The sequence below is a fragment of the Plantibacter sp. CFBP 8775 genome, assembly GCF_014839505.1.
Taxonomy (GTDB): Bacteria; Actinomycetota; Actinomycetes; order Actinomycetales; family Microbacteriaceae; genus Plantibacter; species Plantibacter auratus.
Genome location: NZ_JACYNV010000001.1, coordinates 2,205,195 through 2,227,080, shown reverse-complemented (window position 1 = coordinate 2,227,080; position 21,886 = coordinate 2,205,195). Strand labels below are relative to the sequence as shown.

General features: G+C 69.0%; 20 protein-coding genes. 15 read left to right on the top strand and 5 right to left on the bottom strand.

Features of this window, described 5'->3' with window-relative positions:
* Nucleotides 1–23: 23 nt before the first annotated feature.
* The 8 genes from IFR14_RS10540 to IFR14_RS10505 all read left to right on the top strand — a co-directional run bounded on the left by IFR14_RS10540 (nt 24) and on the right by IFR14_RS10505 (nt 8,201).
* Complete coding sequence (locus tag IFR14_RS10540; protein WP_191941030.1) at nt 24–785, top strand: SDR family NAD(P)-dependent oxidoreductase; 762 nt, start codon at nt 24–26, stop codon at nt 783–785.
* A gap of 97 nt (nt 786–882) precedes the next feature.
* Nucleotides 883–1,827, top strand: a complete 945-nt coding sequence (locus IFR14_RS10535) for a GNAT family N-acetyltransferase (RefSeq protein WP_191941029.1) — start codon at nt 883–885, stop codon at nt 1,825–1,827.
* A gap of 249 nt (nt 1,828–2,076) precedes the next feature.
* A complete protein-coding gene (locus IFR14_RS10530; RefSeq protein ID WP_191941028.1) occupies nt 2,077–2,409 on the top strand; it encodes a hypothetical protein in 333 nt (110 codons plus the stop codon).
* A 194-nt stretch (nt 2,410–2,603) separates the two neighbouring features.
* Nucleotides 2,604–3,614, top strand: coding sequence for an alcohol dehydrogenase AdhP (gene adhP, locus IFR14_RS10525; protein ID WP_191941027.1), 1,011 nt, complete (start codon nt 2,604–2,606; stop codon nt 3,612–3,614).
* Between the two features lie 16 nt (nt 3,615–3,630).
* Nucleotides 3,631–4,272 carry a hypothetical protein gene (locus IFR14_RS10520; protein ID WP_191941026.1) on the top strand — a complete coding sequence of 214 codons (642 nt, stop codon included), beginning with the start codon at nt 3,631–3,633 and terminating at the stop codon, nt 4,270–4,272.
* Complete coding sequence (locus IFR14_RS10515) at nt 4,244–6,217, top strand: heavy metal translocating P-type ATPase (RefSeq protein WP_342365682.1); 1,974 nt, start codon at nt 4,244–4,246, stop codon at nt 6,215–6,217. The genes IFR14_RS10520 and IFR14_RS10515 overlap by 29 nt, the downstream gene beginning before the upstream one ends.
* Before the next feature lie 132 nt (nt 6,218–6,349).
* Entirely contained in the window at nt 6,350–7,216 is an 867-nt protein-coding gene (locus tag IFR14_RS10510) for a universal stress protein (protein WP_191941025.1), read from the top strand.
* Nucleotides 7,217–7,340: 124 nt separating this feature from the next.
* Nucleotides 7,341–8,201 (top strand): universal stress protein, encoded by an 861-nt coding sequence (locus IFR14_RS10505; RefSeq protein ID WP_191941024.1) that lies wholly within the window; start codon nt 7,341–7,343, stop codon nt 8,199–8,201.
* A gap of 3 nt (nt 8,202–8,204) precedes the next feature.
* On the opposite strand, the gene IFR14_RS10500 is transcribed toward IFR14_RS10505, so the two are convergent.
* A complete protein-coding gene (locus tag IFR14_RS10500; RefSeq protein WP_191941023.1) occupies nt 8,205–9,107 on the bottom strand; it encodes a universal stress protein in 903 nt (300 codons plus the stop codon).
* A gap of 152 nt (nt 9,108–9,259) precedes the next feature.
* Between IFR14_RS10500 and IFR14_RS10495 the strand changes: the two genes are divergently transcribed.
* The 3 genes from IFR14_RS10495 to IFR14_RS10485 all read left to right on the top strand — a co-directional run bounded on the left by IFR14_RS10495 (nt 9,260) and on the right by IFR14_RS10485 (nt 12,591).
* A complete protein-coding gene (locus IFR14_RS10495; RefSeq protein WP_191941022.1) occupies nt 9,260–10,966 on the top strand; it encodes a GAF domain-containing sensor histidine kinase in 1,707 nt (568 codons plus the stop codon).
* On the top strand, nt 10,956–11,612 hold the full coding sequence (locus IFR14_RS10490) for a response regulator (protein ID WP_064293689.1): 657 nt from the start codon (nt 10,956–10,958) through the stop codon (nt 11,610–11,612). The genes IFR14_RS10495 and IFR14_RS10490 overlap by 11 nt, the downstream gene beginning before the upstream one ends.
* 112 nt (nt 11,613–11,724) lie before the next feature.
* Nucleotides 11,725–12,591 (top strand): universal stress protein, encoded by an 867-nt coding sequence (locus tag IFR14_RS10485; RefSeq protein ID WP_191941021.1) that lies wholly within the window; start codon nt 11,725–11,727, stop codon nt 12,589–12,591.
* On the opposite strand, the gene IFR14_RS10480 is transcribed toward IFR14_RS10485, so the two are convergent.
* Nucleotides 12,552–13,073 carry a BON domain-containing protein gene (locus IFR14_RS10480; RefSeq protein ID WP_191941020.1) on the bottom strand — a complete coding sequence of 174 codons (522 nt, stop codon included), beginning with the start codon at nt 13,071–13,073 and terminating at the stop codon, nt 12,552–12,554. The genes IFR14_RS10485 and IFR14_RS10480 overlap by 40 nt on opposite strands.
* Nucleotides 13,074–13,262: 189 nt before the next feature.
* On the opposite strand from IFR14_RS10480, the gene IFR14_RS10475 reads away from it, so the two are divergent.
* From IFR14_RS10475 to IFR14_RS10460, 4 genes are all read left to right on the top strand, one after another.
* Entirely contained in the window at nt 13,263–13,685 is a 423-nt protein-coding gene (locus IFR14_RS10475; RefSeq protein ID WP_191941019.1) for a pyridoxamine 5'-phosphate oxidase family protein, read from the top strand.
* Nucleotides 13,686–13,970: 285 nt separating this feature from the next.
* Entirely contained in the window at nt 13,971–14,981 is a 1,011-nt protein-coding gene (locus IFR14_RS10470; protein ID WP_191941018.1) for a universal stress protein, read from the top strand.
* On the top strand, nt 14,978–15,511 hold the full coding sequence (locus IFR14_RS10465; RefSeq protein WP_191941017.1) for a pyridoxamine 5'-phosphate oxidase family protein: 534 nt from the start codon (nt 14,978–14,980) through the stop codon (nt 15,509–15,511). The genes IFR14_RS10470 and IFR14_RS10465 overlap by 4 nt, the downstream gene beginning before the upstream one ends.
* A complete protein-coding gene (locus tag IFR14_RS10460) occupies nt 15,508–18,000 on the top strand; it encodes a phosphoketolase family protein (RefSeq protein WP_446728081.1) in 2,493 nt (830 codons plus the stop codon). The genes IFR14_RS10465 and IFR14_RS10460 overlap by 4 nt, the downstream gene beginning before the upstream one ends.
* Nucleotides 18,001–18,045: 45 nt before the next feature.
* On the opposite strand, the gene IFR14_RS10455 is transcribed toward IFR14_RS10460, so the two are convergent.
* Genes IFR14_RS10455 through IFR14_RS10445 form a run of 3 tightly spaced genes read right to left on the bottom strand, consistent with a single transcriptional unit; the run spans nt 18,046 to nt 21,886 of the window.
* On the bottom strand, nt 18,046–19,593 hold the full coding sequence (locus IFR14_RS10455; protein WP_342365681.1) for a GMC family oxidoreductase: 1,548 nt from the start codon (nt 19,591–19,593) through the stop codon (nt 18,046–18,048).
* A 14-nt stretch (nt 19,594–19,607) separates the two neighbouring features.
* Nucleotides 19,608–20,990: an alpha/beta fold hydrolase gene (locus IFR14_RS10450; protein WP_191941016.1), complete on the bottom strand. Its 1,383-nt coding sequence runs from the start codon at nt 20,988–20,990 to the stop codon at nt 19,608–19,610.
* Complete coding sequence (locus IFR14_RS10445) at nt 20,987–21,886, bottom strand: SDR family oxidoreductase (protein WP_191941015.1); 900 nt, start codon at nt 21,884–21,886, stop codon at nt 20,987–20,989. Before IFR14_RS10445 ends, IFR14_RS10450 begins: the two co-directional genes overlap by 4 nt.

The following is a 21,886-nucleotide window of genomic DNA, read 5'->3' as shown; positions in this document are numbered from 1 at the left end:
CTCACCACCAGGAGAGGAACAGCATGACGTCTCTCGCGTTCGCAGGACAACGGGTCGCATTGGTGACCGGTGCTTCCAGAGGCCTCGGCGCGGGGATCGCCCGGCGACTCGGGGCCGAGGGGTACTTCGTCGCCGTGAACTTCCGCTCTGGGGCGGACCAGGCTGCGGAGGTCGTCGAGTCCATCCGTCAGGCCGGCGGTGCCGCCGAAGCGTTCAGCGCGGACGTGACGGACGAGGAAGCCGTCGCCTCACTCGTCGAACGCGTCACGGGAACCGCGGGTCCGATCGCGGTCCTGGTCGCCAACGCCACCGGGCCGCAACCGGCGGTGGCGATCGACGACCTCGACTGGGACGACCACCTCGCCCAGTTGGACTTCTTCGTGAAGAGCCCGACGCTGCTGGTGCGGGCGGCTGTCCCACACATGCGCGAGCACCGATACGGCCGGATCATCCAGATCGGCTCCGATATGTTCGAGCGGGCCCTGCCGGGGATGTCCGCCTACGTCGCGGCGAAGGGGGCGCAGCTCGGCCTCACCCGCTCATGGGCTCGGGAGCTCGGACCGTCCGGGATCACCGTGAACCTGGTTGCACCCGGGTGGATCCCCGTCGAGCGCCACGCCGATGCCTCGCCGCAGGAGATCGCCGCCTACCTGGCCGAGGTGCCGATGGGGCGGATGGGCACCATCGACGACATCGCGGAGACCGTCGCCTTCCTCGCCTCGGACCGGGCCGGCTTCATCACCGGGCAGCGGATCACCGTCAACGGCGGCCACACCATCGACTAGGCCGGGGCCTCCGCCGTGCGCTCCACCGCCTACGACGCCGCTCCGGTGTTCAGGCAGAACCTGGACAAACGAGTCGACCCTGTCCAAGCTGGAACCGATGACCGACACCCGCGACGACTTCACCATCCGACGAGCCGCCCTGGACGACGTCCCCCTCCTGCAAGCGTGGAGCTGCGACGAACCCGTCGCCTGGATTGACTCGGAACGACTCACCGCCGAACTCGCGAGTCGGAACTATCGGCCGGAATGGTCGTGGATCGCCGAGCAGGACGGTCGCCCGGTGGCACGAGCACTCTGGTGGGGCAAGGCGGATGCCAACCGGCCCGCCACGCTCGACTGCCTCACCAGCACGGTCGAAGTCGCGGAGCCCGAACGTGTCGGTGCCGCGCTCATCCGTGCCGGACTAGACGCCTTCGGCGCGGGACCCGCACTGGAGTTCAACGTCGACGTCTCCCCTGCGTGGGCAGATGACGCTGCGAGTGTGGAGGCGGTGCGGTGGCGCCATGAGGCTGCACGCGCGGGCGGGTTCTCGCGCACGACCGAGCGGGTCAGTTTCGCGAGGTCCAGCTCCGATCCCGTGCCGGCACGATCGCAGCGGCTCCGTTTCGTCGCCGCCCCGGACGACACGTTCCACGAGCTGTTCGCCCTGGTCGCGACCGGCACGCTCGATGCGCACACGCAGGACATGGTCGCGCGCGAAGGACTCGAGGCGCTCGCGGACGACGACCTGGCGTTCTACCGTTCGCTCCCCGGCGAACGGGACGCCTGGCGGGTCGCAGAGCTGCTCGACGGGACGATGGTCGGGTTCATCATCCCGACGAGGACGGCGTACGACGCGAGCATCAGCTATCTGGGCGTGTTGCCCGAGCACCGCGGACACGGGTACGTGCACGACCTCCTGGCGGAGATGGTCCACGTGCACCACGGGTCGGGGCAGGACCGGATCGTCGGCACCACGGATGCCGCGAACACTCCGATGCGCGGCGCCTTCGATCGGGCCGGTTTCTCGGTCACGCGCGTTCGGATCGTGCACGAGCAGTAGGTTCAGCGAGACCTTGTCCGGCTCGCGCGCGACCGCTCCCGAGCATCAGGTCTGGCTGCTCCCGGCTAGCCCATGCGGGAGGACCAACGGCTGTCGCGGAGCCTTCGACCGCTAGCCTTGCGTCATGCAACGCAGGGGTGTGGGCGCATGACGATCGATGATCTTCTCGCGGAATCAGACGACGGATGGTCTCGTAAACCACGGACCGTGCGTCAGGTGCTGGGAACGCTCGGGGTAGCCGTCGGTTGTATGTCCGGCTTCATCGTCCTCGTCGTCGCGCTACTGGGGTCGTTTCAGGGCAGCTACAGCTCGTTCCTCGAAGGCGACGTGTCCGTCTGCGGCTACGCAGGCGTGGATTCGGTCTGCCAGCAGGAGCTGCGGGAGCAGGTGCGCACCACGATGCACATTCCACTCGCCGAGGACGTCCGCGTCGAGAAACTCCGTCGCTACGGGTTCCCTGATCCGATCTACCAGGCTCAGCTGTCGTACCCGAGCGCCGCCGATGCGAGCGCCGCCGGCCACACTGTGCTGGAGGTGAGAGCGAGCGGCGCAGCAGTCGTCACCGTGAAGGTGAACGGGTGACTCGCATTTCGTCGTCGCTCTGACGAGGATCATCCGGGCCGAGCAACCGTTCCAGGTGCGCGGCATGCGCAATGGGACCACGTCGAGCATCGGACGCTGACGGCGGCAGGACGTTCGGCCCGGCCGCTCCAGGTCGGACGGTGGAGAGTGCAGGGAGAGGACGGGCGATCCGTCCTCACCACGGAGGAGTTCCCATGCACGCAGCAGTCGTCACGTCGTTCACCGAGCCGCTGGAGATCCAGGAGCGGGACGTCCCCAGTCCGGGGCCGGGCCAGGTGCTGATCCGCCTCGAGACGTGCGGGCTCTGCCACACCGACATCCACGCGGCTCACGGCGACTGGCCGGTCAAACCCCAGCCCCCGTTCGTGCCCGGACATGAAGGTGTCGGCATCGTGGAGGAGCTCGGATCCGGGGTGGCCGACCGGTCCGTCGGCGAACGGGTCGCGATCCCCTGGCTGGGATACGCCTGCGGAGAGTGCCGCTTCTGCATCGACGGCCGCGAGACCCTCTGTGAACAGCAGCAGAACAGTGGCTACTCGATCGACGGCGCCTTCGCTGAATACGCTGTGGCGAGCGCGCGGTTCGTCGTGCCGGTTCCGAGCGGGCTGAGCGCGCTTGACGCCGCCCCGCTGAGTTGTGCCGGTGTGACGACCTACAAGGCGATCAAGGTCGCGAAGGTGCAACCGACCGAACACGTCGCGATCTTCGGGATCGGCGGACTCGGTCACCTCGCGGTGCAGTATGCACGGATCGTCGGTGGATCGGTGATCGCCGTCGACATCGAGGACGAGAAGCTCGACCTCGCGAAGGAACTCGGCGCGGAGCACGTCGTGAACGCGGCCAAGGTCGACCCGGTCGCGGCGATCCAGGCAGTGGGAGGCGCGGACGTCGCCGTGGTCCTCGCAGCCTCCCCACGCGTCTTCGAACAGGCCTTCGCCTCCTTGAATCGCGGCGGTCGGCTCATCTGCGTCGCACTCCCCGCCGACCAGGACATGCACGTCTCGATCTTCGAGACGGTGCTGAAGGGCATCTCGATCATCGGGTCGATTGTCGGCACGAGGCAGGACCTCGCGGAGGTCTTCGCCCTGCACGCCGCCGGGCACACGAGGATCATCGCGGAGACTCGGAGACTCGACCAGATCAACGACGCGATGGCCGAGGTGCTCTCCGGCAAGGTCCTCGCAAGACTCGTCGTCGAGTACTGAACCGGCGGCGATCCCGATGAACACGGCTCAAGGACCACGGGCGCAACCGAGGCTCGGCGTCATCGGTGACGGTTTCCTCGGCAGGTGCGAGTGGGACACGTGGTTCACGCCAGGCCTGGTGCTGGACCTCCGGGGCGCAGCACTCTCGGCCGACGGCCTTGCACCACTCACCGTGGTCCTTGTCCGCGTCGAGCCGGCGGCGTTGATCCTCTCGACCGGCAGCGCCGACGGTGCATGCGGGATCGTCGACCTGACACACCCTGGCCGGATGCTCACCTCCATCGAGCACGTTCTGCGAACGCTTCACGCAGCGCTTCCCGGCACCCGTCTCGTGCTCCAAGCGCTGCCGCCCGCCGATGCACGCCACGCCCCGGCCATCGAAGCGCTCAACGACGCGCTCGCAGGACTGTGCGTCGCCCTGGATGTGGGGTTCCTCCCCCTTCACCCGCACTTCGCCCAGCTCGACGGCTCGATGAACCCGGACCTCGTGTCGTCGAGTGGACAGCTCAACCGCGACGGGTTCGAGACCTGGATCGAGATGCTCGACCTCGCTGCGCTGCTCCCAGAGGCCGTCAGGCCACGGCGGCTTCCCGCCCCCCATCACGTCTACCGACCACCGGGAGCCTCGGGTGTCCGGCCAGAGCCAACCTTCGGCTGACGCACGGAGCGGAGACGCTCCGATCCGTGACGACCATGACCCGGACTCACCACCGCTCGGAGGACGTCCAGCTCGCCAGCACGGACGCGCCACACTGCAGACCGGTCTGCAGGCGGCCCGCCGATACCCCCTGGTCCTGACGACACTGTTCGCACTCGTCGTCGGAGGGGCGTCCGCCCTCCTCGGCGCGACGACGGTCTCGTCCGTCGTGCTCGCGGCCACCGCGTCACTCATCGCGGTCGTGCAGCTCGCGCGCATGATCCGTCGCATCCGCTCGGGCTCCTGGGGACTCGATGTCCTCGCCATCGTCGCGATCACCAGCACGGTCATCCTCGGTGACGTCTGGGCCGCGGCGATCGTCGCGCTCATGTTGACCGGCGGCCAGGCGCTCGAGGACTTCGCGTCGACGCGAGCCAGGCGGGAACTGACCGCCCTGTTGGCGACGGCTCCGTCCTTCGCGCACCGCCTCCGCGATGACGGCACGGTCGACGAGGTGGAGGTCGCCGACATCGGGATCGGTGACATCCTCCTCGTGCACCCCGGTGAGGTGGTGCCGGTGGACGGCGAACTGCTCAGCGCGACCGTCGAGGTGGACGAGTCCTCGCTCACCGGCGAGAGCCTTCCGGTCACCCGAACCCGAGGAGCATCCCTGCTGAGTGGGACGGTCAACGGGCAGCTCGGTGCGACCATCCGCGCAACCGCGACGGTCGCCGGCAGTCAGTACCACCAGATCGTCCAGCTGGTCGAATCGGCCGCCGACAGCAAGGCGCCCTTCGTCCGACTCGCCGACCGATATGCCGTCCCGTTCACCGTCTTCGCCCTCGTCCTCGGCGGCCTGGCTTGGGCGCTCAGCGGCGATCCGGTGCGATTCGCGGAGGTGCTCGTGGTCGCCACGCCGTGTCCGCTGCTGATCGCGGCGCCGGTGGCGTTCATCGCGGGCATGAGCCGAGCGGCGCGGAACGGCGTCATCGTCAAGAGCGGCGGAACGCTCGAACAACTCTCCAGGGTGAGGACGATCGCGTTCGACAAGACGGGAACGCTCACCCGTGGGGCGCCCGTCGTGGATCGGGTTGAGTGCGCGGCGAACCGCGGTGAAGACGAGGTCCTCGCCATCGCGGGAGCCGTCGAGCTGGGGTCCACGCATGTCCTCGCCGAGGCTGTCGTCGACGCCGCGGCGGCACGGCTGGGGCCGTCGGCGCGGCTGCCGCGAGCGCACGACGTCTCGGAGCTGCCCGGGCGCGGCGTCAGTGCGATCGTGGGGACCGAACGGATCGAGGTCGGCAAGGCTGCGGTCGGGACCGCGCTACCCGATCACTTCGCAGCCCTGGTGCCGGGCGAGATGGCGATCTTCGTGACCGCGGACGGCGCACTCATCGGCCGGATCGTGCTCCGTGACGGCGTCCGCGACGAAGCGGCAGACGTCGTGTCGCAGGTGCGCGGCCTCGGTGTGCAGCGCCTCGTGATGGTGACCGGCGACGCGCAGGGCACCGCCGCGCACGTGGCCGCCGCCGTCGGCGTCCCCGAGGTGCACGCCGGGCTGCTCCCGGCGGAGAAGGTGGTCGTCATCGCGGGCATCGCCGATCGGCCGGTCGTCATGGTGGGCGACGGCGTCAACGACGCACCGGTCCTCGCCGCAGCCGATGTCGGCGTCGCGCTCGGTGCACGCGGCGCCACCGCCGCCTCACAGGCCGCCGACGTCGTCATCCTCGTCGACGACCTGCGTCGAGTCGTGAGCGTGATGCGGATCGCCCGACGCGCCGTCCGGGTGGCGCGTCAGAGCATCGGCATCGGCATCGGGCTGAGCGTCGCGCTCATGCTGGTCGCGACCTGGGGCGTCCTTCCGGCCATCATCGGTGCCACCCTCCAAGAGGTCATCGACGTGATCACGATCCTCAACAGCCTTCGGGCCCATCGGCCGCCTCGCGGCCACTCCGACGAGGCATGACCGTGATCGCCTCAGCCTCCGCCGCGCCGTCCACCCGAGCGGACGCGCAGGACCTTCGGCTCTGAGTCCGCGTCGCTCGGGCCGCAGGCTGATGAGAGGCCCGTACCGGGCCGACCCTCGAAGGAGCAGATCATGACCGAACACACCCTCGTCGGATGGGACGGTTCCGCCGTAGCGCGTCGCGCAGCGGAATGGGCGACACATCGCGCCCTCGCGACCGGCGAACCCATCACACTCATCCAGGTCGTCGCTCCAGGTCCGGCCGGTGCCGACGACGTGACGCTCATCCGCGCGGTGGAGTCCGCTGAGGACGAGGCCATCAGTATCCGACAGCGGTATCCGGTCCTCGACGTCCGCTCCGAGGTACTCGTCGGTGAACCACTCGCCGACCTTCGAGCCTGCTCCGACGAGCATCGCCTCCTCGCCGTCGGCACGGACGAACTCGGCACGACGTCCCGGACCTCAGGCTGGTCGTTGGGCAGTCGGTTGGCTGCGTCGTGTTCCGGCCCGGTCGCGGTCATCCCCCAGGTGGCAGCGGGTGAGCGTCACGGTGTCGTGCTCGGGATCGAGAACCGAGAGGAGGACAGGCCTGCGATCGAGCTGGCCGCACGAGAGGCGATCGCCCGTGAGGAACCACTCCATGTGGTGCATGCCTGGCATCAACCGACCGCCGCGGGAGCACGCGGGCTCAATCCGGAGTTCATCGCTTGGCTCGGCGACGCGCACACGACCGCTCTCTCCGAGGCTGTGGAGCGTATCGAGCGGGACTTCCCCGAGGTCTCGCTGCAGCAACACCTGTCCGAGGGCTGGCCGGCCGACGCCCTGCATGCGTTCGCCGGTTCGGCGACGGCACTCGTGGTCGGAACCCGAGGCCGCGGCGCGGTCCTGAGGTTCTTCCTCGGGTCGACCAGTCATCAACTGCTGCTGACCATCGACGCCCCGACCATCGTGGTTCCTCGTCGGCCGGTCTCCACCCCGGACGACGAAGCCCCGAGGTGAGACGCAGGAGGACCAACGCCTCTACGGTCGTCTCGCGCGACGAGCCAAGGTGGTGGAAGGACGACGATGACACCTGCGCGATGGGCCCCCATCTCGAGACCATCGGCGATGAGGGAGGACCATCATGAGCAGGCGAGCGATCATCGGCTGGGACGACACGGATGCTGCCCGAAACGCCCTCGACTGGGCGCTCCGCTGGTGGGGTGCCGAGGACGTCGAACTCGTGACCGTCGGGACCCGGGACGAGTCGAGCGCCGAGTACTTCGTCGCCGGTTCGCTCGCAGCCGAAGCGAGGATCCGGCTCATGGACGCAGCCGAACAGGTACGGGAGTCGCATCCCGATACGAGCATCTCGTCCAGATTCGAGCTCGGGGACCCCGTCGAGGTGCTCGCCGGTCTCAGCAGCGCTGATACGTGTGTCGTGCTCGGTACGAACCGGAGCGGTGAAGCGCCGTTCCGGTTCGCCTGGTCCGTCGCGACGAAGGTAGCCGCGACGGCGGTCGGCCCGGTCGTCATCGTGCCCACCTTCGTCGACGACCCACGCACGTCGGTGCAGCAGATCGTCGTCGCCGTCGATGGATCCATCGGCGAACTGGAGCTGGTGCGGATCGCAGCGGAGGAAGCCGAGCGGACCCGATGCGGGCTGACCGTCCTGCACGCTTGGACACCACCGATCTGGGAGTCCGAGGACGTCTTGGACCGAGACATGCTGCAGTGGCTGGCGCAGGAACACGCACGCTTGCTGGACGCCACCGTGGCCGACGTCGCGGCGAGCCACCCGACGGTCACGATCGCCAAGCAGCTGATCGAGGACGAACCGGGGCCGGCCATCACCGCGGTGGCCCGATCGGCTCAGCTCCTGGTGCTCGGCAGGCACGGAGTGAGCCGGCTCCGCCGACTGTTCCTGGGTTCCGTCAGCCACACGGTCCTGCTCGACATCCCCGCGCCCACCCTCGTCCTCCCCCTCGGCGTTCCGGAGCGATGAAGTTCAGACGGTCGACGCCACCGATGGACCCTCGGACGGGCCCGGACGCGGCACGAGTCGTGCGTCGCCCGCCGAACGCGGCACGATGAGCAGTGGGCACGGCATCAGGGACAGCAGCGAACGGCTCACCGAACCGAGTGCCAGCGACGCCAGGACGTGTCGGCCATGGCTCCCGATGACGAGCAACGATGCGTGCTGCGCCGCCGTGCGCAAGGCATCGACGGCGCCCCCGACGACGAGCTCCACCCGCAGCTCGATGCTGGCGTGCAGATCCGACTCTCGCGCGAACGTCCGCGTGATGATGTCGGTCATTGCGTCGGACACCCCGAGGGGCGGGTGCTGCTCCTCGGGCCTGACCTCCGCCAGGAACGGCGGTGCAGGCTTCCATGCATGGACCAGGTCCAGCGACGAACCGGACCAGGCCGCCACGTCGATGGCCACGGCGAGCACGGACGTGGCCTGCACGTCGTCGTCGATGCCGACCACCAAGGCGGCCCCCGGACCCGGTTCACGAGCTGGGATGACGGCCACGGGACACGGCGCCGACGTCACCAGCCGGGCGGCGAGCGCCCCGTACGGTGATGTCCTCGTCTGCTGCGGGCCTCGATCCGTTCCCAGGACGATGAGGACGGTCGCTTCGGATGCACGCGCGAGCTGGGTCACGACGTCGCCGTACGCCAGGCGCCGTTCGACGCTGAGACCCGGATGACCAGTCCTCGCCGTCGCCTCCGCACGGATGAGCGTCTGGGTCCCGCCCGCGGATCGGACTCCTCGCGAATCCTGCTGCTCGAGCACCAGTACGACCAGCAGCACTGCGCCGAGACGCTCGGCGGCAGACGCGGCCCATCGCACCGCGCGTCCTGCGGATGCTGAACCGTTCGTCCCGACCACCACGTGTGCACTCATGGCTGCGCTCCCTCGGTCGTGCGTCGCTTCGTATCCTGGGGGAACGACGGGTCGGCTGGTAGGGGCGTAGGTCCTTCGGCGGTTGGATGGCCCGGTGGCACGGGGCTATGCTGCTCGCACAGGCATGCAGACCGATGCACCAGGGGGTGTGGATGGACGCCGACGCTCCGCCGCAATTCCCCGATCCCGCGCACGCAGAGTTCGACAGCGCGCTAGCCGCACTGGTCACGCAGGCCGCGCTCGTCCTGAAGACGCAGGGGCGCCTCCACGCGCTCATCACCGCCAACCGGGCGATCACCGAGGAACTCAACCTGAGCAGCGTGCTGCGCACGATCGTGGACGCCGCCGTCGAGCTCGTCGACGCGGAGTACGGAGCGATGGGGGTCATCGCGACTCATGGCGGCCTCGAGCAGTTCATCCATGTCGGGATGCCCGTCGAGACCGCAGCACGGATCGGTCATCTCCCGGAGGGCCACGGTCTCCTCGGCGCGGTGATCGAAGACCCGCAACCGATCCGGCTGGATTCGCTGACCGACGATCCACGCTCGTCGGGCTTCCCTGCTGAGCACCCGCCGATGAGCTCGTTCCTCGGTGTTCCGGTGCGTGTCAGGGACGAAGTGTTCGGCAACCTCTACCTGACGAACAAGCGTGGGGGTTCGTTCTCAGCCGAGGACGAGCAACTGGTGACCTCGCTCGCCTCGACGGCGGGCGTCGCGATCGAGAACGCCCGTCTCTACGAGGAGAGTCGAAGCCGGCAGGCGTGGACGGCGGCATCGATGGAGTTCACCAACGCGGTCCTGACCGACTCGGCCGAATCCGCAGAGACGTTCCTCTGTCGGATGAGCGTCGATCTCGCCGGAGCAGACGTGGCGTCCATCATCGACGAAGAACGCCACGTGCTCGCCGCTCGCGACACGGAGGATGACGTCATCATCGACGTCCTGCCGGGACGCGCTCGACGACTGGCCGCCGCCGCGTTCACGAGCGGCGTCGATCGGGTCGCCGATTCGCCAGGCGCCGCGGCCACCCGCTCGCGCTCGGCCGAGCCCTACACCGGGCCGATGCTCGCGGTGCGACTGCCGTTGGCACCGCCGAGGGTCCTGCTCCTCGGCCGATCACCCGAGCGGCCTCCGTTCACACCGTTCGACGCGCGGATGACGACGGACTTCTGTTCGCAGGTCGCCGTGGCGATCGAGCTCGCCTCCGCCCGTGAGAATCAGGAACGTCTGGTGGTGATGGAGGACCGAGGGCGGATTGCCCGGGATCTCCACGACCACGTCATCCAGCGACTGTTCGCAACCGGTCTGGATCTGCAATCGCTGGCCTCCGCGACGTCGGGTCGGACGAACGACATCCTCGACAACGCCATCGAGTCGCTCGACGCCAGCATCACTCAGATCCGGACCGTCGTCTTCGCCTTGACCGGGAGATCGACCGGAGCCACCGGCTTGCGGTTGCGACTGATCACGCTGGCCGACGAGCACAGCGGGGCCCTCGGGTTCTCCCCCGCGGTCACGTTCACCGGGGCGATCGATCATGCAGCGACCCCGGCGCAGGCTGATGAGATCCTCGCGGTGTGTCGAGAGGCCCTGAGCAATGTGGCACGGCACGCTCACGCGACGACGACCAGTGTCAACCTCTCGCACCAGGACGAGACCCTGCGATTGACGATCTCGGACGACGGGCGAGGATTCGTGCCGGACGACGTCGCCCGGCGAAGCGGTATCGCGAACCTCGAACAGCGCGCGCAGCGGTTGCGCGGAGGCTGCGTCATCGACTCGTCGGCAGCAGGGACGACGGTCCGTTGGTGGATCCCGTTGTCCGCCACAGCCAACTCTGGAGGCACCCGTGGCCGCTGAACCCATTCGTGTGTTCCTCGTCGACGACCACGAGATCGTGCGCCGCGGCGTCGCGGAACTCGTGTCGGCAGAACCCGACCTCGAGGTCGTCGGGGAAGCGGCGACGGCGCGGGACGCGCTGCAGCGCATCGCGGCGACCCGCCCGCGGATCGCGCTCCTGGACGTCCGGCTCCCCGACGGGAACGGCGTGGATCTCTGTCGCGACCTCCTGTCGGAGCACGCTGACCTCCGCTGCATCATGCTGACCGCCTACGACGACGACACCGCGATCACCGCGGCGGTCCTCGCGGGTGCTTCGGGCTACGTCCTGAAGGACATCCGCGGTAGCGGCCTCATCTCGGCCATCCGGAGTGTCGCCGCCGGCCGCCGACTGCTGAGCAGCACCCTGGCGAAGAACCTGTCCGCATCGCTTGCTCAGGAGCACCGCGACGATCCACGACGCGAGACGCTGGGTCTCCGCGAAAGCCAGATCCTCGCACTGATCGCCGATGGACTGACCAACCGCCAGATCGGCGATCACCTCGGCATCGCCGAGAAGACCGTGAAGAACTACGTCTCCTCGCTCTTGAGCAAACTGGGCATGCAGCGGCGCACACAAGCCGCCGCCTACGAGGCCGAATCCCGCGCGCGCTCCCATCCCGGGTGATCCGGGGTCCTGCCATCCGTGGGACGTTCGCCTCTGTGCTCGTTCGCGACCACACGCGACGATCGGATCCCAGCCGGGGTGCAGCCCCGCGCACGACGCAGGGAGTCTCGACATGATCGAACAGACCGTCATCGCCTGGGATGGTTCCGATGCTGCTCGACGCGCATCGACCTGGGCCGCCTCACGCGCCGCGGCCACGTCGGACGCCCTCCGCGTGGTGCAGGTCGTCGACCGGTCGTCTGCGGATGATGGTGAATCGCTCGAGCGAGCGGTGGCATCGACCGAGGACGAGGCGTCCCGCCTCCGCGTTCTCCATCCCGAGCTGCTCGTCCGGGCCGACGTCGTCATCGGTGACCGGTACACCGAACTCCGCGGTTTCTCCGACGACACCCGCCTGGTGGCGCTCGGCACGGACGAGCACGGATCACCGACCCGGAGCTCAGGCTGGTCACTCGGCTCACGGCTCGCGGCAGCATCGTCGGGCCCCGTCGCGGTCATACCGGAGCTCGCCGAAACCGGACGCCACGGCGTGGTCGTCGGTGTCGATGGCACGACCGACTACGCCGCCCTGTCGTTCGCCGCGCGTGAGGCGATCGCCCGGCAGGAGCCGCTGCACCTCGTCCATGCCTGGCACCGGCCGACGACGACAGGCGTGCACGCGCTCAACCCGACGCTCGTCGACTGGATCCGCGAGACCCACTCCGAGACGCTCGCACGCACGACAGCCAGTCTCGTCGAGGCGTTCCCGGAGGTGTCGGTCCAGCAACACCTCACGGAGTCGCACCCGGCCGGCGCCTTACATGCGTTCGCCGCATCGGCGTCCGCGATCGTGGTCGGAACCCGTGGGTACGGACCGATCCGACGGTTCATGCTCGGATCGACCAGCCACACGCTCCTGCTCTACATCGACGCCCCGACGATCGTGGTTCCCAGCGCCCCTCAGGGCCCGTCGGGTGCCACCGACCCGCTGCTCGCGTGAACCGCGCGGGCGGACGCCTCATCCGTGACGACGAGGTGGTTCTCCACACGCTCGACGCCGCGCAGCGCCGACACCAGCGTTTCGGCCGTCTCGGCATGGTCTCGGGTGCTGACCGACCCGATCAGTTCGACCGCACCACCGGTCACACGGACCTGGATCGTCTCGACATCGACGCCGTCCGCCCATCCCAGCACGTCGACGACTCGGTGGGCGAGCATGGTGTCGGTCAGCGTCATCGGTTCACACGGACCGACCACGAGCTCGTCAGCGATGCCGTGCACCCCGGGAACCGCCAGGACACGACGTCGGACCGCCAGCACCTCCTTGAACGTCCGAACCTGCCCCGTGAGTGTCACGATGCCGTCGGTGACGGCGACTCCGACGCTGGCGGCGTCGATGTCCGATTCCCAGATGAGGGCCGTCCGGACGGCACCCTGCACGGCGATTCCGGCTTCGGTCGGCCGGTTGCGCGAGTCGCTCATCGGAGTGCGTCGTTCAGACGGTCGACGATGCGGAGGGTCGCGTGGCGCAGGGAGCGGCGGGCATGCTGCGGTTCGACGGTCGGATCCATGCGAGTAGCCTGCGTCGTTCCAGCGATCCTGGGCAGGGGCGAAGGTCCTGCGGGACGTTCGGCCCTGCCCTTCGCCACCCACGACCGGGACATTGTTCCCATGAACGACCAGACCCCTGTTTCGATGCTCGGCGAGGATGCTTGCTGGGAGCAACTGTCGCGTGTTTCGATCGGCAGACTCGCCATGAGCGTCGGCGGTCGGCCCGACATCTTCCCGATCAGCTACGTCGTCGACGGGCACACGATCATCATCCGCACGAACCCTGGCGACAAGCTCGTCGAACTGACGATCAACGACCAGGTCGCCCTCGAGGTCGACTACTACGACGACGCGGAGGCTTGGAGCGTCGTCGTGAAGGGCACCGCCGAGCAACTCCAGCACGGAGTCGACATCGACCTCGCCGAACGACTCGCCCTCACCACGCTCATCCCGATCTCTACCGAGGTGTTCGTGCGCATCACGCCCGAGCAGGTCTACGGTCGCACCTTCGACCTGACCGCCGAACGACCTGAGCCGGTGTGAGGCGTGAAACCCGTGATCGTCCGCGGGACCTTGGTCCCATCGCCCGTGGGCGTTCGTCCGTAGCTTCAGCAGCGCGGGTTCGACCCGTTCAGCCGACAAGGCCCAGGAGACGATCCCGTGGGAGATCCTCCTGAGGGCCGCACTCGGACGACACCGCATGGTGCCGGGGCAGGCTGGGGTAGGGGTGACGGACACCCGAGCGTCGTCCCTACCCGTCGGTCGGCATCCAGGGCGGCAGGACCTTCGACTCTGGGCGTCCCCGCGGACACACGGGACACTCCTGACATGAACAGCGGCACAGACTCCCCCGTCCGAACGGCGACGACCCCGATGACGGCCACCTCCGAACCTCCGACGATGCCGGTCGTCGTCGGAGTCGACGGTTCCGAGGCCTCCATGGCCGCGTTCCGGACGGCAGCGCGACTCGCCCCGGTCCTCGATGCCCCGCTGCGGGCCGTCCTCGTGTGGCAGTTCCCCAATGTCGGGTACGCCGGCTATCCGACCGTCGCCGGCTGGGCACCTGACGCCGACGCCCAGGAGCTCCTGAGGGCCATCACCACCGAGGTCTTCGGCGACGCCACGCCCGACTGGTTCTCCACCGAACTCGTGATGGGCACGCCTGCCCAGGTACTCGCCGAGGTCGGCACCACCGCGCAGCTGCTCGTCACCGGCGGGCATGAACACGGCGGTCTCGCCGGGATCATGCTGGGTTCGGTCAGCGAGGCGATCGCGCGACACGCCCCCTGCCCGGTCCTCGTCCTCCGCGGTGACGACCACGACCTCATGACGACGGACGGCGACGACCGACGGCCGGTCGTCGTCGGCGTCGACGGCTCGGTGGCGTCCCTCGACGCGCTTCGGCTCGCCGCCGACTTCGCGGAGCGGTTGGGGGCCCCGCTGCGGGTGGTCCTCGCGTGGCACGAACCGATCTCGTTCAGCGGGTACCCGCTGGCACTGGCCTGGTCGCCGCGGGAGGACGCACGGACAGCGCTCACGACGTGCACCGCCGAGGTGTTCGGTCCCGAACTCCCGGCACACGTCTCCACGGAGGTCATCGAAGGTCGAGCGGCCCCGGTGCTCATCAACGCCGCTCGCGATGCACGCCTCCTGGTGATGGGTGCACGCGGACGGGACGGGTTCGCCGGACTCATGCTCGGATCGGCCACGGAGGCCTGCGTGCGCCATGCTGCCGCGCCGATCCTGGTCGTCCCGGACCGACAGACCAGGATCGGTCGCCTCGCCGACAGCACGGACACCGCGCAGGACGCCGACCCCGTCGGCGTGGACGAGTCATGACCGAGACCCCTCGGGCCGGGTCGACCCCCGGAGCCACACGCGCATCATCGTCCGACAATCCGTACTGGCGCGACACCTCCGTGGTCCACCCCGTCGACGCGAAAGCGACCGAGGTGGAACACCTCGACGAGGACGCCTGCTGGGCGCTCGCCGTCGCCTCCAAGATCGGCCGCATCGCCGTCGTCAACGACGATGGAGGCCCGGACCTCCTCCCGGTGAACTTCCTCGTGCACGATCGGCGCATCTACATCCGGTCGGCACCCGGTTCCAAACTCATGGACATCACGAGTCGGCCGCGCGTCGCGTTCGAGGTCGACGGACACGACGCCGACAGCTGGTGGAGCGTGATCGCGCACGGCAGCGCACGGCGTCTCGCCATCGATGCGGAGATCGACGAGTCCGGGGTGCTGGGTCTCGACTCCTGGAGTCCGACGGTGAAGAGCAACTTCATCCGCATCACCCCCGCTCGCCTGACCGGTCGCCGATTCCCCCGGCGCATCAGACCGGCGACCGACGAGTGGCTGTCGTGACCAATACCCCAGCAGTGACGACAGCGGTCGGGGCCTGGCAGGCGGACGGTTCGGGCGCTCTCGAGGCCGACTCGCTCGCCTCACTCGACGCCTGGTGGCGTGCCGCGAACTACCTCTCCGTCGGGCAGATCTACCTCCTCGACAATCCGCTCCTCCGGGAACCCCTCCGTCCGGAGCACATCAAATCGAGACTGCTCGGTCATTGGGGCACCACACCGGGGCTCAACTTCGTCTACGCCCACCTCAACCGCGTCATCCGGCTCCGTGAGCTGAACGCGATCTTCATCGCGGGACCCGGCCACGGCGGGCCTGGCGTCGTCGCGAGCACCTATCTCGACGGCACCTACAGCGAGGTCTACCGGCACATCGATCGGAGCGAGGACGGCATTCGGAGGCTCTTCCGACAGTTCTCCTTCCCAGGCGGGATCCCGAGCCACGTCGCTCCCGAGACCCCCGGGTCCATCCACGAGGGTGGCGAACTCGGCTACTCCCTCTCCCACGCCTACGGTGCGGTCTTCGACAACCCGGATCTGCTCGTCGCCGCAGTCGTGGGCGACGGCGAAGCCGAGACCGGCCCGTTGGCCACCGGTTGGCACTCGAACAAGTTCATCGACCCGCTGCACGATGGCGTCGTCCTCCCGATCCTGCACCTCAACGGGTACAAGATCGCCAACCCGACGGTGCTCGCCCGGATCCCGGAGGCGGAACTCGAACAGCTGATGCGCGGTTACGGCCACACACCCCACCTGGTGTCGGGTGGGTTCGACGGCGAGGACCCGCTGTTGGTCCACCGACGGTTCGCCACCGTCCTCGACGAGGTGCTCGACGAGATCGCGCAGATCAAGGCCGATGCGGCTTCGGACGCGGCAGCGGGCGCGCCCGTACGACGACCGGCCTGGCCGATGATCATCCTCCGGACGCCAAAGGGTTGGACCTGCCCGCCGGTCATCGATGGGAAGGCGGCCGAGGACAACTGGCGCTCCCACCAGGTGCCGTTGGCGAACGCTCGCGACACGCCGGAGCACCTCGCGGTCCTCGAAGGGTGGTTGCGCTCCTACCGGCCCGAGGAGCTCTTCGACGAGTCCGGCGCCCCGGTGCCGTCGGTCACCGCGCTCGCCCCGCTCGGCGATCGCAGGATGAGTGCGAACCCGGTCGCCAACGGCGGGATACTCCGGCGCGAGCTCCGGCTCCCCGACTTCCGCACATATGGCGTCGATGTCACCGAACCCGGCAGGACGAGCTCCTCTGCCACCACCGTGCTCGGCACCTGGCTCCGCGACGTCATCGTGCGGAACCCCGACACCTTCCGGATCTTCGGACCGGACGAGACGGCGTCGAACCGTCTTCAGGCCGTCTTCGAGGTGACCGACAAGCAGTGGGACGCCCTCTCCGAGTCGGCCGACCTCGACAACCATCTGGCCCGTTCGGGGCGCGTCGTCGAGATGCTCAGCGAGCACCAGTGCGAGGGGTGGCTCGAGGGGTACCTCCTCACCGGACGCCACGGGTTGATCAACTCGTACGAGGCGTTCATCCACATCGTCGACTCGATGTTCAACCAGCACGCGAAGTGGTTGAAGACCGCGCGCACCATTCCGTGGCGCCGTCCGGTCTCATCGCTGAACTACCTCCTCAGCTCCCACGTCTGGCGCCAGGACCACAACGGCGCCTCGCATCAGGACCCCGGCTTCATCGATCACGTCGTCAACAAGAAGGCCGACGTCGTCCGGGTCTACCTGCCGTTCGATGCGAACACGCTGTTGTCCACCTACGACCATTGCCTGCGGTCGGTCGACTACGTGAACGTGGTCGTCGCGGGTAAACAATCGCAGCCGGACTGGCTCACGATGGACGAGGCGATCGCGCACTGTACCCGCGGCGCCGGTGTCCTCGAGTGGGCCGGCACTGAGCGGCCTGGCGAGGAACCCGACGTCGTGCTCGCCTGCGCGGGTGATGTACCGACACTCGAGGTCCTCGCCGCGGCGCAGCTATTGCACGAGAACCTGCCATGGCTCCGGGTCAGGGTGGTGAACGTCGTCGACCTCATGCGTCTGCAGAGCGAGGGCGAGCATCCGCATGGCCTCAGTGACACTGAGTACGACGCGCTGTTCACGGCGGATCGACCCGTGATCTTCGCGTACCACGGGTACCCGTGGCTCATCCATCGGCTGACCTATCGGCGTCGCGGCCACGACAACCTGCACGTCCGCGGCTTCATCGAGGAAGGGACCACGACGACACCGTTCGACATGGTGATGATGAACCAGCTCGACCGGTACCAGCTCGTCATCGACGTCCTCGATCGTGTTCCCGGGCTGGCCGTACGCGAGGTGGCACTCCGCCAACGGATGCAGGACGCACGTGCGCAAGCCAGGGCGTACACGCGCGAGCACGGCGAGGACATCCCCGCGGTCGCCGACTGGACCTGGGACGCGAAGCGTCGACATTTGTCCCGAACCGAGCGGTCCGAGCGATCGGCCGAACTGGAGTAGATCCGGAGGACGCGCGTGCGATGATCCGGCGACGAGCGCCCCTCTTCAGCGTGCCGCGAGCATCCGATCGGCCGTGCGCAGCGACAGCGCCATCTGCGCCAGGCCCGGGTTCGCGGAGAGCGCGCTCGGGAAGGTGGAGTTGTCGCAGATCCACAGGTTGTCGATGTCGTGCGATCGACCGTCCCCGTCGACCACGCCGTCACTCGGATCGTCGCTCATCCGGCACGTGCCGAGCGTGTGCGCCGTGCGCGCGAGCACCCTGGTGCTCCGTGCCCCGGCTGCCGTGAGGATGTCCGTCATCGTGCGGATGGCGTGGCGGTCGATGGCCTGCTCGTTGTCGCCGGGCGAGAACGAGATGGTCGCACGCGGCAGACCCCATTCGTCCTCCTCCGACGAGAGCTCGAGCCGGTTGCCGTCGGCGGGCAGACACTCGGCGTTCATCCCGATGCCGGCGTTGTACCGGGACGCGTCGAGCTCGTCGACGAGCTCGGTGCCCCAAAGACCGCCGCCGCGCACGAGGGTGGTCGCGTAGTTGAACGGCATGACGCCGAGGCTCTGGAGCAGATATCCTCCGGCGAAGTCAGCACCTTCAGGGCGGACGAAGTCCTCGGTGATGAGCGCCGACGGGTAGCCGCGGTAGCCGCGGATCTGCTCGTCGAACCGCCCCCACACCTGCACCGCACCATGGGCGAGGAAGTTCCGGCCGACCTGACCGCTGGCGTTCGCGAGGTCGTTGTGCAGCAGGAGCCGAGGGGTCTCCACCCCGCCGCCGGCCAACACGAGCACCTCGCAGCGTTGCCGCTTGTCGACGCCGTCCTGGCGATAGACGACGCCGGTCACCCGACCGCGGGCATCCCGCTCGATGGTGTGCACGACGGCGTCCGGACGGATCTCCGCTCCCGCCGCGACCGCCGCCGGCAGGTAGGTGATGGCCGTCGTCGCCTTCGCACCGTGGCGCTCGCCCTGGTGGATGGAGCCGACGTTCGTCGTGGCGCGTCGGAGGCCGTGGTGCGGCTGATCGCGGTCGCGCGTGATGATCGCGGCGGGTGCGTCGGTCGCCCGGATGCCGAGCGACTCTGCGCCCTTCGCCATGAGGTCAGCCGGGGCGTTCCGCTTCGGCGGCGCGTACAGGTAGGTGCGCGACGGGTCCCACGGATACGGCGTCGGCCCGGAGACACCGATGGTCGCCTCGACCTCCTCGACGTAGCGGGTGAACTCCGCATGGTCGACGGGCCAGTCACGCCCGAGACCGGTCTCGCTGCGCAGACGCAGGTCCCGGGCGTCCGGCCGGGGCGTGAACGCGCCCCAGTGGACGGTGCCACCGCCGACGCCGAACCCGCTGTTGTTCGGGCCGAACGCCGTCGGAGCGTCCCCGCCGCTGAACCGGCTGGACATCCAGTTGATCGTCGTCGCGTCGACCTCGTCCGGCGTGGACTCCGCGGGGTCGTGATTTGGCCCTGCCTCGAGAGCGACGACGCGCAGCCCCGCCTCAGCGAGTCGCGCGAGCAGTGGTGCGCCACCCGCACCGGTACCGACCACCACGACGTCGACGCTGTCGTCGAGGTCGTAGATCTTCATCGCGTCCAGGTTCACGCTGTGTCCTCCTGCTACTGTGCGGGTGTGGGGGCGGGTGCGGCGCCGAGGTCGGAGGGCTCCCAGTCATCCCGGGTGTCGGCACCGAGCTCGCGATAGCCGGCGAAGTCGACGTCTTCAGCGCCGGTCGCGAACCCGTCGTACCCGACCCGGGCCAACGACGCTGGGTGGATGAGCCACTCCCGCGTGACGTCCACGCGCAGGTCCTCGAACCAGCGACGCAGATCATCCGCATCGATGGCACCCCCGGGAACGCCCTGGCCGTCGATCACGGCGCCGACCAACGCATCCTGGTCATCGGCCGAGTCCGGCCAAGCGGTTCGGAGGGCATCCAGTCCGGCGCGGTAGGCCTCGTCGTCCGTGAGTCCTCCGACCGGCCGCCATCCGTCGCCACCACCGGCTGCGAGGTCGGCGTCGACCCGCGCGGCGAGGTCGATCCGCCCACCCGCCGGCTGCGGAACCAGGCGATCGGCGACGGCGCGGAGCAGGTCCAGCTGTTCCCTGCTCAGGGTGCGGGACCGATACCGGGGGTCGTCCGGCAAGGCGCGTCGTGCCAGCGCACGCCGCACCCGCGGCGTGGTCCGCGGGGACGCGATGACGAGCCCCCACTCCGCGGGGACGACCGCACTGTGTGCGACGATCTCGTCCCACAGCTCGGTGATCGCCCGAGCGACATCGACGGGGCGCTCGAAGGAGAGCAGATGCCCCGCGCCGGCCAGCGGCACGAACCGTGCGCGGGGGTAGACGCCCGAGAGCAACTCCGGCTGCGCAGCGGCTCCGAGCGCCTCGTCCTCCTCCCCTGCCAGCACGACGCACGGCAGATCGAGAGTCCCGATCGAAGAGGAGAGGTCCTCCACACTGCCCTGCTCCAGCCATCGTCGCCAGGCGACGGGCGACATCGCCCGCACGGACGCCACCGCGGCCGCCTGCAGTTCGGCCGGCAGGGGCGCACCCACGTTGTCGTCGACGAAGGTCCGAGCGTCCGCCTCGGCGATGGGCCCGTCCTCGATCCAGCTGAGCATCTGGTGGCGCTTGGCGTCCGGCATCGGCTCAGGCGTGGGCGGTGACGGCGCGAGGAGCACGACACCGAGGAGGCCGAAGACGGGCACGTCGCCCCCGCGGACCCGGGCGGCGATCCCCGCGGCGACCTTGCCGCCCATGCTGTGGGCGCACAGCATCCAGGGTCCGCCGTCGGCCTGCGCCGCGATCACGGAGAGGGCAGCGTCGACCTGCGACTCGACCGAGCCGTCCGGCGCGTCGGCCGTGTCGCCCTGGCCAGGCAGTTCGACGGCGATCACCCGGAACCGAGCGTCGAGTTCGCGAGCCACGGGTGCGACCGCGGCGGCGTCGAGGCCGAGCCCGGGGAGGAAGAAGACCGTGCACGCAGCCGCGGTCACGGGGTGACCATGCCGCCGTTGACGTTCAGCGTCGCCCCGGAGACGTAGCCGGACTCCGCCGAGGCGAGGTAGACGTACGCCGGCGCGAGCTCAGCCGGCTGACCGGCACGCTGATACGTGTTCTCGTCGTCGAAGTGCTCCATCTGCTCGTCGGAGACGCCGTCGGAGACCTGCAAGGCGGTCCACACGGGGCCGGGAGCGACCACGTTCACGCGGATCCCGCGCGAAGCGAGCTGCAGCGCGAGCCCCTTCGAGAGGTTGTTGATCGCGGCCTTGGTCGCCGCGTAGTCGAGCCGGTCTGGTGACGGCTTGTACGCCTCGAGCGACGCCGTGTTCACGATGCTCGCGCCCTCGCCCAGGTGTTCGAGCGCCGCCTTGGTGATCCAGAAGTTCGCGAACACGTTCGTCCGGAAGGTCTCCTCGAACTGCTCGTCGCTGAGGTCCTCCACCCGGTCGACCGCGACCTGCTTGCCCGCGTTGTTGACGAGGACGTCCAGGCCTCCGAGGAAGTCCGCGGCCTCCGCGACGAGCCGACGGCACTGGTCGGCGTGCGAGATGTCGGCGACGATCGCCTTACCTCGGCGCCCTGCGTCGGCGATGAGCGACAGCACGTGCTCGGCGTCCTCCTCCTCACCCGGGAGGTGGGCGATGACCACGTCCGCACCTTCGCGGGCGAACGCGATCGCCGTGGCAGCACCGATACCGGAGTCTCCGCCCGTGATGAGTGCCTTCCGACCGTTCAGGCGTCCGCTGCCCCGGTAGCTCGCTTCACCGAGGTCGGGAACGGGGGTCATCTTGGCCTGCACGCCGGGCTCCGGCTGGTGCTGCAGCGGGGGCTCGACCCGGTCGTACTGGGTCACGGGGTTGGTCAGGTCGTACTGGTCGCGGGGAGACAT